We start from the raw sequence: 13,045 nt of genomic DNA, 5'->3' as shown, positions 1-13,045 counted from the left end.
TGAAATGTTACAACGCTCGGACATTTCATTTTATCTCTGCACTTCGGGCCAACTTGACCCGAAGCAGAAAGTTTCTCTCAACGCAAGGGAAGCATAATGGAAAATTCCGAACCCTTGCCCGGCTCCGAAACCACTTTGATATAGCCACCCTGCCGCGTTACGATCTCGCGGGCCAGATACAGGCCAATGCCCACACCCTGCTGTTCGTGTACTTCTTCCTCACGATAGAAGCGCTGGAAGATAGCGGCCTGATTGCTTTCGGAAATGCCCTTGCCAGTGTCGGTCACTTTGATTTCCACATACATTTCCCACAGCACCACAGACACAGCGATTTTCCCGCCTGCCGGGGTGTACTTCACCGCATTGTCCAGCAGGTTAAAGAGGGCTTCCGATGTCCACTTGCTGTCATGGGAAACGGTCAAATCCTCCGGGCAGTCCACGGACACGGCGATTTCCTTTTTCTCCGCTGCATACACGATCCCACTCATGGCCTGTGCCACGGTATCAAAGAGGCGGCCCGGTTTCTTGTCCAACTGGATCACGCCTGTTTCCAGACGGGAGGTTTTCACAAGGGCCTGAAAGAGAAAGTCCAGCTTATCCGTCTGGCTGCGGATTCCCCGGATAAAGTCGGTGCGCTCTGCCTCGGCCATAGGCTTTTCCAGCAGGGTGTCCGTCGCCATTTTCAGATTGCTTACCGGCGTTTTCACCTGATGGGAAATATCCGATACAAGGGTCTGTAACTCCTGCCGTTCCTCGTCCACCCGGCGGCGGTTCTCCTGCATGATCTGGTAAAGCCTTGCCAGCCGGTGTCCGATTCTGGCAAGCTGGGTTTCGCTGTCCTCTGGCCGCTGGGGCGCTTCATTTCCGGCAATCATGTGGTCTAAGGTCTGGCACAGGTCAGCGGTAAACTGTGATAACCGTTTTCCAAACGCCTGCGTCAGTACAAAAATCCCTACAAGGGCGCACAACAGCAGCGCCCCGCCCGTCAGCAGCACCGCCGTCTGTTTTGTCACAAGAAAAAGGGCTATGGTGATCCCGGACATGGAGAGGGCAAACCCTATTGCCACCCGGCCAAACAGCCGCTTTACCGAGAGGTTTTGAAACTTCATTTTGCCTCGCCTCCCGTCCATTGATAGCCCATGCCGTAAACGGTCTTGATGTAGGGCGCGCCGCCGTCGGATTCAATCTTGCTGCGAATCCGGCTGATAGAAGTTGTCAGGGTGTGTTCGTCTACAAACCTTTCGTCTATATCCCACAGCTTTTCCAAAAGCTGCCCACGGGTCAGCACTTGCCGGGGATTTTTGCGGAACAGGTTCAGCATTTTGTACTCCATCGGGGATAGGGTCAGGGGCTTGCCATTTAAGGAAGCCGTCTGTTCCGAGAAGTCCAGAAACAGCCGCCCGTCGTCGTAAATGTCCTTGGCCGGTTTGTGGTGTTCCAGCATGGCGAACATGGCTTTGATTTTCCGCTGCAAGGCCCCGATCACAAAGGGCTTTGTGATGTAGTCCACCGCGCCCACCTCATAGCCCCGTATCTGGTCGCTCTCCTGATCGTTGGCGGTCAGGAAAATCACGATGGTATCCGGGTGCTGGGGCTTTATCAGCTTGCACAGTTCAAAACCGTTCCCGTCCGGCAGGTTGATGTCCAGCAGCACTAAATTAAATTCCCGCTGGCGGATGGCTTCGGCTGCGGTTCTGGCATTTAGGGCAGAAGTCACGCCGTAGCCGTCTGCGGTTAGGTTATAGGCCAACATCTTATTCAAAAAACTGTCGTCCTCGACAATTAAAATCTGCTTCATATCCTCACTTCCTTTGCTTTTTGCAGATAGTATAACAGGCAAATGTCCGTGAAATGTTACAAGGACAAATATATTTATCATTTTACAGCTTTTTTATGTGTACTGCAATTTTATAAAAGAAAGGACAGCAGTATCATCAAATTGCTGTCCTTGCGGTTTATTATAGCTGGTAGTGTATAAGCGTGGGTTCATCATATTTGGTGTGGTATCTTTAACTATGGGAAACTCCCCGCTCCCATTTTAAAACTGCTTTATCCGTAACATTTAGCTTTTGTGCAAGTTCCAGTTGTGTCCACCCCCCTTTCCTTTCTTAATTCCGAGATGAACGTACCAAATTTTTGACTATCCATGTCGATTGTCCTTTCTCTTGAACTGTCTCAATCCATATCACGTTTTCCGATTTATTTCCACCTACGATTTGTAGAGTCCTTCATTTACTTCTCTACTTTCTGTTTACTTTAAGAAAATGATCGTAACAGCGTCCATGTTTTCGCTCGCCACTTTTCCAATGGATTATGACAGTTTTAGCGAGAGATTATCCATATTGATTATGTGTAGTGTACCATGAACCAACAAAAATATCGAATGTCACTAATGCTGTAAAGGAGCGTGATGCCATGACCCAACCCAAAACCGACCTAGCCTATCTCCGCAGCGAAAAAGCCAAGGCAGAGCAGAAGCTGCGCTCTTGTCAGCACCGAGAGAAAATTCTTGAACGCCAGATGTCAGAGCTGAACCGAAAAGAGCGCGTGCATCGTCTTTGCACTCGTGCCGGAATGCTGGAAAGTTTTCTGGTCTGTCCGGGAGAATTGACCGATGATCAGGTGATGGAACTGCTGAAAATCTCGTTCCGCCAGCCTGAAGTCGTGCTGGCGCTTGCAAAGATGGTGCATGACGTTCACGAACGCAGCAACGTCCAAAACCCTTTAGAATAAAGACCTGCTAATAAAAGTCAAGCCCTAAAATAAGAAAATTCGCCAACCAACCGCTGCCCATGACAAACAGCATTCAAATGCTAGTCAAAACACAGCGAGGGCGACGGAGGGGATAGCAAAGCAAGCCCAGCCAGCCCCCGCAAAATCAGGATAGCATTTGAATGCTTCGGTTTGTCAAGGGTTCGCTGCGCCAGCTAAGTGGTTCTTTGGATTTAGCTCAGGCTCAAGAGGAAATTACGTCCAAAAACAAATATCCATGCTTACTGTGAGCGTTCGGAGTCCATTACAGCTTTCACTTTAGCGTAGTAGATTCGTAAGAACTTGTTGGCCGAAGCCATCATGTAAACTTTGTAGGGCTTTCCCTCTGAGCGCTTTTTGTTCATGAACTGAAAAACAGGTTCATCCTGTGGCTGTGTTTGCAAAATAACAGTCATAATCAGAAAAAGTGTTCTTCGCAAAACTGCTGAACCAACTTTGCTGATTCCTTTGTCATTCCCAACGACCTTGCCAGAGTCGTTTGGCTGCGGCTCAATTCCCGCAAAAGCAATGAGAGATTTCTTGGAGGAAAAGCGGCGGACATCTCCGATTTCGGCCATCAGCTGAGGGCCGAGAGAAGGGCCGACGCCGTACATTTCCATCACGGTGTCAAATTCAGGAAGCTGCTGAGAGAGGCGAAGCATTTCCTGCCGGAATGCAGCAACTGACTGAGATACGGCTTTCAATTGAGCGACCTGTTGCTGGATAAGGAGTTTTGAGGTGGGCGATTTCGGAAGAGAAGCGGAATTAACGGCACAGGCATAGATCTCGTCCGATTTTGAACGAGTGAAAACGTATCCGTGTTTCTGGCACCACTTCAGATATTTTTTGGCAAAAGCATTCGCAGAAAGACTTGAAACGCACTCGCTGTGCCAGAAGTCTCCAATAAAATCGACCCATTTCTCGCACCCATTGTTCTTCACGGGGCTTGAAAACAATTTATTTGCATCTGGAAAGGTCAGGTCAAGAGATGAAATCAGATTATTCTTCAGCATAGTACGAATCGCTACGGCCTGCTGGTATTGGCGATAACAATTTTTCAAAGCCAGCCGGGTATCATCTTCTGGAAGGTACTGCCGCAGCCGTGTCCACTTGTCGAGCGTATAGTTGGCGATTTTAACAGCGTCTTTTTTGTCCGTCTTGACACGTCTTAAACTGTTGTTGTCGTAGTCGTGAATTAGAACAGGGTTGACTACGGAAACAAATAAGCCCGCATCGTGTAAAACGAAAGCAACCGGTTTGTGGTAATTCCCGGTGGCTTCCAGAACAACGCGGGTCTCTCCGTCCAGAGCTTTGAGCTTCTCCGCCAGATCGTGCAGGTTCTGGGCGGTATGTAAAACTTCAAAAGGTTCGAGTACCACTTCTCCGAAGGGGCGCATAACACAAACCATGCTCTTCCCTTTGGAAACGTCAATGCCTACTGCGTTCATGATCTTTCCTCCATTTTTTGTATTTGCAACCGGAATCCATCTTTACTCGTTGCCGATTCAATCTATTGGGTGACACGAACGCTCCGCTTGGCGGTGGCTCAACCTGCTTAAAACGAATGCTACAACAAGAGAGATGGCGAACTGTCTTTGTTGCGGGCGTAACTGCCCAGGGCGCAATGCGTCAGCCGATTACTCTCTTATTGTAACTTAGGTACGAGTTGGAATGGAATATGGCTGGCTACCATATCCGGTCCCAACCCTATTGTAATAGGGCGCAATTATACACCGTTCCGGTGAAATTGCGGTCTTGCAGACGGCTCGATGAAATCGAAGCTGGCGTTTGTGCGCCAGCCCGATTCCATCCCAAGGAAAACTGCATTTTCCTTGCGCTGCTTTGCAGCTATCCTTTTGCGGCTCCCGCCTGAGAGCGAAGCGCACAGCACTCCGTTCCAAGGCGGCGAGCAAAACCGAATACGATTCCAGACCGTTCATCAAGAGCAATCTTGCTGGGCGGTCTTTTTGTTTGGAGGTGATGCCTATTCCGTGTCCGCATTTCAAAATCACCATCGTCAAGCGCAGCCAAGGACAGTCCGCTGTTGCCGGGGCCGCTTATCAAAGCGGCGAACGGCTGTTCAGCGAGTACGACCAGAAAACAAAATTCTACAACAAGAAGAAAGAGCTTGTCCACGCTGAGATCATGCTGCCGTCCCATGCGCCGCCCGGATATGCAGACCGGGCAACCCTCTGGAACGCCGTGGAAGCCGTGGAGAACCAGTGGAACTCCCAGCTTGCCCGGCGCATCGTGCTGGCGTTCCCGGTGGAGGTGCCGAAAGAGCAGTATTTGTCCATGATAAAAGAGTTTTGTCAGGAGCAGTTTGTTTCCAAGGGCATGATTGCCGATTTTGCCATTCACGACAAGGGAGATGGCAACCCACACGCCCACATTCTGCTGACCATCCGGGCAATGGACGAACACGGCGAGTGGCTCCCGAAAGCCCGAAAGGTATACGACCTTGACGAAAACGGTGAGCGCATTCAGCTTCCTTCCGGCAACTGGAAGTGCCACAAGGAAAACACTGTAGACTGGAACGACCAGAAGTACGCCGAAATCTGGCGGCATAGCTGGGAAACCATCACCAACCGCTATCTGGAAGCAGCTGGCAGACCAGAACGTGTTGACTTGCGCTCCTTTGAACGGCAGGGCATCCAGCAGATACCGACCGTGCATCTCGGCCCCGCCGCACACCAGATGGAAAAGCGTGGAGTGGAAACCTTTCTCGGCAACCTGAACCGAGATATTCAAGCCGCCAACAGCCTGATGCAGTCCATCCGCAGTGCCATCCGTGGACTGCAACGCTGGATCGCAGACCTGAACGAAAAGAAGCAGCTTCTTCTGGACGCTCTGGAAAAAGCCAAGGAACCCACGCTGTCCGACCTTCTGATGGACTATTTCAATCTCCGCAACGAGCAGCGCAGCGATTGGTCTGGCAAGGCAAAACTGAAATGCACTGTCCGGGACTTTGAGGAGATTCGGCAGGCGGTGGACTACCTGAAAGCTCATTCCCTGAACACCATCGAGGATTTGGACACCGCTATCTCAAATTTGAACCAGATCACCGCCCCTCTCCGCAGACAGTTGAAACAGAACGAAAACCGTATGCGGGCAATCGCCCAGATTAGGGACGCTGCCGCCGCCCATGCCAAGCAGAAACCCATCCATGACACTTTTATGAAGAAGAACTTCAAATTGACCAAGGACGCTTATGCCGCCCAGCACAAAGAGGAGCTGGACACCTTTAATAAAGCTGTCCGCACTCTGATGAAACTGAACGGCAGCACAGCGGTAGATTTTTCGGCATTGGATGCCGAATTTTCTGCGCTGCAATCCAGCAGCGCAGAGCTGCACACCCAACTGGAAACCTTGCAGCCGGACATCTCCGCCCTGAAAAATATCCGCAAGTATATCGACATGGTGCTGAATAAGCAGCAGCTTTCCGCACCGGGCGGCAAGACCCCGGAGAAGGAATCAGTGCTGAAACAGCTGGAGCAGCTTCAGCAGAAAAAGTCCAACCACAAAACGATTTCCACCACCCCAAACCGCGAAGAATCGCTCTAAACGATCTTTCTGTCACCGATATGCCGTTGCAATCAGTGGCAGAAATACATAATTCATTTGTTTTTTGCTGGCTTTTGGCTATTCTCGCTGGCTAGTGAGTAGAGGCGTACTTTTAAGGCAGAAATTTTCTCCAACACCCCCCGTTTTAGGCCACTTTTTCTGTTAATAGTAGAAGCGCCTCTTTGAAAGTCGGTCATTTGTGACCTTTTTGTTAATTCTCAAAAAGATGGTTGTCTTTGGGCTGTTTTCGTTGCCTACCTATTGAGAGGATTTTTTCAAAAGCGGAGATTTGGTCTCAAGAATTACAATTCAATTACAAGTTTCTCACCAATGCTACGAAACAGGCGTTCTCGATGCCTACCAAGTGTAGGGCATCTTTTTCAAGACCATTCTCGGACTATTATGACATTTTGTTTACAAGATTGCTTTCAATGCTACGAAATGACCTTTTTCATCGGCTACCAAGTAGAAGGATGGTTTTCGTCCGTCAAAGTCCAGAAATCTTCCATACGTTCCTTGACAAGTGAATAGTTCAATCGTCCGGCACTTCACAAAAGGTACTTCTGTAACTCGCAGCCCGGTTATAACGAAGACGGGGTGGCTGAAATGCCAATGGTGCGGTGCAAGTCCGCCGCCGGACGATTCCCCACTCCTAGGGAAGTCGAGGACCAATATGGGAGACCTTAACTTATTAACGCAGTTGAGCACTTGTTTCGTGCTTTTCTGCGACTGGAGAATTGGAACCCACCAATTCTCGTTACATACTCTTTGTTTCTGATTTCTGCTTCAGCTGGAGGTGATCAACATTTCAGAATATCTTACCACGCAAACTCTGCTGCCGCCGTTTCTCCCATACCCACGCTTCCTTTTGGAACTTGACCTGAGCCAGACTGCAAAAATGACTTATGTGCTGCTGCTCGACCGTGCCACGCTCTCGCAGAAAAATCTCTGGATAGATGAACGTGGTTTCGTGTTTGTCATTTTTACGATTTGCTCTTTGGCTGAGCAGCTAGGGCGCAGCACGGTCAGTGTTTCCAGTGCGCTTAAGGAATTGGACGCTGCGGGATTGATTGAGCGCAGACGAACGCGGTTTTCTTCGCCCAATCACATCTTTGTGAAAATTTCAAATGTTGAATAGTTCTGCGTTTTTCACGATTCAAGAACCGCCAAAATCACGATTCTGTGATACGGATTCTTAATGGCATCCACAAAAGATATTTTTCCTATGCAGTATAGCAGCCTTTAAGACTGTATCAAAGAAAACTTTCACCTAACCAACGTAATAAAACAAAAAGAGAAAAACGAATAGAATCCATCCATTCCTTTCCGTATTTGCACCACATGAATGAGGAGGTCTGCCCTTGAACAAAGAAAAATCTGAGAAGAAGCCCACTACACGCAAACGTGCGCCGAGAAGTCCGAAGTCCGTGCGCCTGATCGTGGAACGCCATTATATCGGCAATGTGCCGATGAATACGCTTTTTCAGCGGCTTGCGGAAGAAGAAATTCGTAAAACTGCCGAATCGTATCTCGCCGCTGGCTAATTGGACGTTTTACTGCGGAAAAGGGCTTGCATCATCACGCAGCATCCGCTACAATGTGATTGATGAGGTCTCTTTTCCATTATGGAGGTACACATGGAAAAGGACAAAAAAGCAACTGCTTTATACTGCCGGCTGTCAAAAGATGACGGTTCAAACAGCGAAAGCCTGAGCATCCGCACTCAAAAGGCGATGCTTATGGAGTATGCCACACGCAACGGTTTCGGGAATTGCCAGTACTATGTCGATGATGGTTACAGCGGTACGAACTCTGACCGCCCTGCCTTTCAGGAACTTCTGGATGATATCCGGGAAGGAAAGGTGGCAACAGTCATTACCAAAGACCAGTCCCGACTTGGACGCAACCACATCGAAACCGGAACGTATATGGAAATCTTCTTTCCTGAGCACGGTGTCCGCTATATTGCAATCAACGATGGTTATGATTCCAACGAGCAATCTCAGATGGATATTGCCCCGTTCCGAAACATCATCAATGAAATGTACGCCAAAGACACTTCCCGAAAAATCAAGAGTGCCCTTCGGACACGCAAGAAAAGCGGAAAGTATATCTCCAGCGGCGCACCGTTTGGCTACCAGAAAGACCCTGCCGACCACAATCACCTTGTGATCGACCCGAACACCGCCCCCGTTGTTGAGTATATCTATTCAATGGCAGAGGAAGGACTGGGGCTTCACCGCATCGCCAAGCGGCTCCACGATGAAAAAGTCTTGAAGCCGTGTTACTACAAGAAAGAGATGTTTGGCCGCTTTATTGATGATGAAAAGATGTATGATTGGGACAGTGCCTATATCAGTCAGGTTCTGCACAGCCCAGTCTACGCCGGACACATCATCTACGAAGCCAAGCCCACCGTGTCCATGAAATCCAAAAAGCGGCGTTATATTCCGTTTGAAGAACGCGCTATCGTTCCGAATACACATGAAGCAATCATCCCACAAGACCGTTGGGAGAACGTGCAGCGAATCCTTTACAGCCGTTCCGGCTGCTTTATGTGCGATAAGACCGACTACGACAATATCTTCAAAGGCATCGTCCGCTGTGCAGACTGCGGCAGAACGATGTTAGTCAAGGTTGAGCACAGGCGCAAACGTAACAGTGTTCTGGATCAGACCTTTTATTGTTGCAGCACTTATCGGAAATATGGTGCGAAAGCCTGTGACTCTCATAATTTGGAAGCCCGTGTTCTGCATGAAGCTGTCTTTGCGGACATTCAGGCACACGCAAAGGCCGCTGTGAGCAATCGGGAAGCCCTTGTGAAGAAGATTGCAAATCAGATGCACCTCCGGGTGTCCTCTGACCGGGCGCAGCACAAACGGGATTTGAAGCAGTGTAAAGCACGAATCGCAGAAATCGAAGACCTGTATGCAAAACTTTATGAGGACGTATCAAAGGGACTTCTCCCGGAGAAACGTTTTCAAATGCTTGCAGATCGCTACGACAAAGAACAGGCTGAACTGACCGAGAAGATTGAGCAGTACGAGCGGGAAGGCCGTTCTGAACACGATCAGCTGGACAAGATTCAGGATTTTATTGATGAAGTCAGCAAGTACGCTGGCATCACCGAACTGAACTATAAGATTCTGCATCAGCTGATTGACAAGATTCTGGTATCCAAAGCGGAAAAGGTCGATGGCGAATACGTCCAGAAAATCCAGATTTTCTACCGCTTTATCGGCCCATTGGATGCCATCGAGTAACAAAGTCAGAAAAGTCACCTCCGAGAACTATCCTACAGATGCAGGGCGTGAGGGCGAACTGATTTTCCGACTGGTTTACCATCAGTGCGGCTGCAAAAAGCCGGTGGAACGGCTTTGGATTTCATCAATGGAGGACAGTGCTATCCGGGAAGGCTTTCAGAAGCTCAGACCGGGAACAGAATATGATGCCTTATATGAGGCGGCTTTATGCCGGGAGCGAGCCGACTGGATGGTCGGCATCAATGCGTCCCGGCTTTTTTCATGCCTGTACAACCAGCCTTTGGCGGTGGGGCGTGTTATGACCCCGGTGCTCGCTATGACCGTGGTGAGGGAAGCCGCCATCGCCGCCTTTGTGCCGGAGAAATTCTACACGGTTGCCCTGACCCTTGCGGACGGCGGCACCGCATCCAGCAAGCGGTTTGCCCAGAAAGCGGATGCCGAACTGCTGCTTTCCAAATGCCGAAAGGAGGGGCGTGTCACGGTGCAGAAGATGGAACGCAAGGAGAAATCCGAAAGCCCGCCGCAGCTCTATGACCTTACTGCATTGCAGCGGGATGCCAACCGTCTGCTGGGATTTACGGCACAGCAGACCTTGGATTATGCCCAAAGCCTTTACGAAAAGCGGCTTATCACCTACCCCCGCACGGACAGCCGGTTTTTGACGGAGGATATGGCGGCTTCCCTTCCGGGACTGGTGACGGACACGGGCAGGGCGTTTGCCGTGGAGGAGCCGATTCCCATCCATGTGCAACAGGTCATCAATGGCAGCAAAGTCACCGACCATCATGCGCTGCTGCCCACGAAAAGCATGGCAAACGCAGACCTTGCCGCACTCCCTGCCGGGGAGTGGAAGATTCTGCGGCTGATTGCTGCACGGCTGCTCTGCGCCGTAGGTGAACCGCACCGCTATGCAGAAACCTCGATTATCACCATCTGCGCCGGAGAGGAATTCTCCGCAAAAGGCAAGTTGGTGCTGTCCGACGGATGGAAAGCCATGGAACGAAAAATGCTGGGGGAACTTCTGGGCAAGCAAAAGGAAGCAGTTGTTCTGCCCGATGCGCAAGAGCAGAGCCAGTGCAGCGTTGCCGGTGCCGAACTGAAAGAGGGTCAGACGTCCCCACCGAAGCATTTCACCGAAGATACTCTCCTGTCAGCTATGCAGGCAGCGGGTGCGGATAGTATGCCGGAGGGTGTGGAGCGTCAGGGTATCGGCACCCCGGCAACGAGAGCCGCCACCATCGAAAAACTGGTGCAGAAGGGCTTTCTGGAGCGCAAGGGCACCAAGAAAACCAAGGTGCTGCTGCCCACGGATAAGGGCAAAGCCCTCATCACCGTGATGCCCGAAGAAATCCAATCCCCGGAAATGACCGCCGATTGGGAAACAAAGCTGCTGCAAATCGAGCGCGGCGAAATGGAGCCGAGTGAATTTATGACTGAGATCAATACGATGATTACCGAACTGGTAAAGAACACGGAAATGAAAAAAGGAGCGAATGCGCTTATGAAAAACAAAATCATTGGTGTCTGCCCCAACTGCGGTGCAAATGTTGTGGAGCGTGAAAAGGGCTGGTTCTGCGAGAACCGGGAGTGCCGTTTTGTCCTGTGGAAGGACAATGCGTTCTTCAAGCGTCTGGGCAAACGCATGGACGCTCATGTGGCAGACAAGCTGCTTCGGGACGGTCGTGTGCGCCTGAAGGACTGCAAGAGCGCCAAGGGCAAGACCTACAATGCTATCGTGCTGCTGGGCACCGAGGCTGATGGCCGCAGCAAGTTTTCGCTGGAATTTGAAGGTGGGTGCTGATGGAGCAGATAAAAGAAGCAGTCTACCTTATCAACGATGAACGCTATCTGCATCTCCGGGAAAACGGTGCAGGGGTCGGCTTTGCCACTTATAACAAGGTAACTGGCGAGCCGCTGGAAAGTGGGCAGATCTCGGAAAAGAACCTGCCGCCCGATGGCAGGAACGCCATTTCTGCCGCCCGGAACTGGTATCTGTTTGAACTTTCGGACGATGACCGCAAGGTCATCCAACAGGAAAGCGTGAAGATCCTCGAAAACATCCCGCAAGCTGGCATCGGCAGGCGGCGCATCTGGGAGCCTGAAACGCTGCCGAAGGATATTCGTCTCATCAACAGCCACTATGACGACATCTACCGCATTCCCGATGGCGGAGTTGTACAGGTGGATTACCCGGATGGGCGCAGCTTTACGGCACGGCTGGAACATCTGGATGATTATCACTTTGACATGGGCGGTCTGGGCAATGTGTTCCACATCTGCCAGTTTGCCGAGGTCATGGAACGAAACCATGCAGACTTCTACCCGGAGATTCAGACACAGGACGAGCAGGCGGCGTGGGAACTGGGCGGCAAAGGCTACCTTGCAATCCAGTCCTGTGAGGATGGATGGGACTACACCCTCTACCACAGCGATTATTCTGTGATGGACGGTGGGCAGCTGGATGCCCCGGAACTGACCATTCAGGAAGCCCGTGAGCAGATTCTGGAAGCGCACCACTTGGAAAAGGGCCGGCGGCTGTTGCAGGACTACGATGCCGTCATGGACAAAGTTGCGGAAGCCGAGGAACTGAGTGCAGATCACCGCCCTTCCACATTGGAAAAGCTGGCAGCACTGGCAAGTGATACGTCTGCGCCAAAATCCTCTGCACGTTCTGCGCCAGAACTGTGAGGTGGACGATGCAGCAAAAATGGAACCAGAATTTTGACGGCGAACCCATGGCGGACATCCCGCAGAAATTTCTGAACGCAGGGTGCGATGTTTATATGGTGATGCAGCTGCGGCATGACGAAAAAATCCTCGACGAAAGATTTGCTTCCATGCGGGAACTGCATCGTTGGGGCAAAACGCCCGACCCGGAGCATTACGAGGTCACCTACTATGCTGATTTGCCCGTCATGTGGCAGGATGTGCCGGACAACGAGGTTCTGGAAGAACTGTTTCAGATGTTCAACCTCTCCCGTCCGCAGGATTTTGAGGGGCACAGCCTGTCGGTCAGCGATGTGATCGCACTCAAACGCAATGGCGAGGTGTCTGTGCATTATGTGGACAGCATCGGCTTCAAAGATTTACAGGGGTTTCTGGACAAGCAGCCGGAACGCCCTTCGGTGCTGATGAATCTCAAAGAAAAGTGCGATGCCCCGGAGTGCAATCCTACCGTCTGCCGGAAAGCGAGGGATGAACATGAACTTTGACCACGAGGAATTGACCCTGATGATGCTCTACAATACCGGCACCCGACTGGGGCTTATCCACGAGTTGCGGCTGATGCAGTGCTACCTGATGCCCGACGAAACCGCCCTGCGGGAACTGTCGGAGGGTGTTATCGAAAAGCTGAAACTGCTGACCGATGCAGAGTTTGCCGAACTGGAATTTCCACTGGACTGATCTTTGCCGCCTGCGGGCGGCATACATAAAGTATTTTGTTCTTCCAAAAGATATGCTATAAT

The 13,045-nt window shown here is 50.8% G+C and carries 13 protein-coding genes; 9 read left to right on the top strand and 4 right to left on the bottom strand.

The window, feature by feature from the left end; translation table 11 throughout:
• Positions 1-77 precede the first annotated feature (77 nt).
• From ACKXGA_RS14235 to ACKXGA_RS14225, 3 genes are all read right to left on the bottom strand, one after another.
• On the bottom strand, positions 78-1,109 hold the full coding sequence (locus ACKXGA_RS14235; RefSeq protein WP_055192238.1) for a sensor histidine kinase: 1,032 nt from the start codon (positions 1,107-1,109) through the stop codon (positions 78-80).
• The gene (locus tag ACKXGA_RS14230; protein WP_007890426.1) at positions 1,106-1,798 is read right to left on the bottom strand and encodes a response regulator transcription factor; all 693 of its coding nucleotides are present in this window, start codon (positions 1,796-1,798) and stop codon (positions 1,106-1,108) included. Before ACKXGA_RS14230 ends, ACKXGA_RS14235 begins: the two co-directional genes overlap by 4 nt.
• A 211-nt stretch (positions 1,799-2,009) precedes the next feature.
• Entirely contained in the window at positions 2,010-2,084 is a 75-nt protein-coding gene (locus ACKXGA_RS14225) for a hypothetical protein (protein ID WP_227623140.1), read from the bottom strand.
• Positions 2,085-2,415: 331 nt separating this feature from the next.
• Here ACKXGA_RS14225 and ACKXGA_RS14220 point away from each other — a divergent pair, with 331 nt between their 5' ends.
• Entirely contained in the window at positions 2,416-2,733 is a 318-nt protein-coding gene (locus ACKXGA_RS14220; RefSeq protein ID WP_154252803.1) for a DUF3847 domain-containing protein, read from the top strand.
• Between the two features lie 260 nt (positions 2,734-2,993).
• On the opposite strand, the gene ACKXGA_RS14215 is transcribed toward ACKXGA_RS14220, so the two are convergent.
• A complete protein-coding gene (locus ACKXGA_RS14215; RefSeq protein WP_117554713.1) occupies positions 2,994-4,199 on the bottom strand; it encodes an IS110 family transposase in 1,206 nt (401 codons plus the stop codon).
• Between the two features lie 538 nt (positions 4,200-4,737).
• Here ACKXGA_RS14215 and mobQ point away from each other — a divergent pair.
• The 8 genes from mobQ (at position 4,738) to ACKXGA_RS14175 (ending at position 12,983) form a co-directional block, all read left to right on the top strand.
• Entirely contained in the window at positions 4,738-6,315 is a 1,578-nt protein-coding gene (gene mobQ, locus ACKXGA_RS14210) for a MobQ family relaxase (RefSeq protein WP_423730416.1), read from the top strand.
• A gap of 796 nt (positions 6,316-7,111) precedes the next feature.
• Positions 7,112-7,453 carry a replication initiator protein A gene (locus ACKXGA_RS14205; protein ID WP_423729744.1) on the top strand — a complete coding sequence of 114 codons (342 nt, stop codon included), beginning with the start codon at positions 7,112-7,114 and terminating at the stop codon, positions 7,451-7,453.
• Positions 7,454-7,676: 223 nt separating this feature from the next.
• Entirely contained in the window at positions 7,677-7,859 is a 183-nt protein-coding gene (locus ACKXGA_RS14200) for a hypothetical protein (protein WP_005924684.1), read from the top strand.
• A 93-nt stretch (positions 7,860-7,952) separates the two neighbouring features.
• Complete coding sequence (locus tag ACKXGA_RS14195) at positions 7,953-9,578, top strand: recombinase family protein (RefSeq protein ID WP_423729743.1); 1,626 nt, start codon at positions 7,953-7,955, stop codon at positions 9,576-9,578.
• On the top strand, positions 9,565-11,379 hold the full coding sequence (locus ACKXGA_RS14190) for a DNA topoisomerase (protein WP_423729742.1): 1,815 nt from the start codon (positions 9,565-9,567) through the stop codon (positions 11,377-11,379). Before ACKXGA_RS14195 ends, ACKXGA_RS14190 begins: the two co-directional genes overlap by 14 nt.
• Positions 11,379-12,266 carry an LPD16 domain-containing protein gene (locus tag ACKXGA_RS14185; protein ID WP_423729741.1) on the top strand — a complete coding sequence of 296 codons (888 nt, stop codon included), beginning with the start codon at positions 11,379-11,381 and terminating at the stop codon, positions 12,264-12,266. The genes ACKXGA_RS14190 and ACKXGA_RS14185 overlap by 1 nt, the downstream gene beginning before the upstream one ends.
• 8 nt (positions 12,267-12,274) lie before the next feature.
• Positions 12,275-12,790: a YodL domain-containing protein gene (locus ACKXGA_RS14180; protein ID WP_423729740.1), complete on the top strand. Its 516-nt coding sequence runs from the start codon at positions 12,275-12,277 to the stop codon at positions 12,788-12,790.
• Positions 12,780-12,983: a transposon-transfer assisting family protein gene (locus ACKXGA_RS14175; protein WP_154244646.1), complete on the top strand. Its 204-nt coding sequence runs from the start codon at positions 12,780-12,782 to the stop codon at positions 12,981-12,983. Before ACKXGA_RS14180 ends, ACKXGA_RS14175 begins: the two co-directional genes overlap by 11 nt.
• The last annotated feature ends 62 nt before the right edge of the window (positions 12,984-13,045 follow it).

Source organism: Faecalibacterium hominis (ex Afrizal et al. 2022) (assembly GCF_049545105.1).
GTDB classification, from domain to species: domain Bacteria; phylum Bacillota; class Clostridia; order Oscillospirales; family Ruminococcaceae; genus Faecalibacterium; species Faecalibacterium duncaniae.
This window is presented reverse-complemented; position numbering and strand designations above follow the sequence as displayed.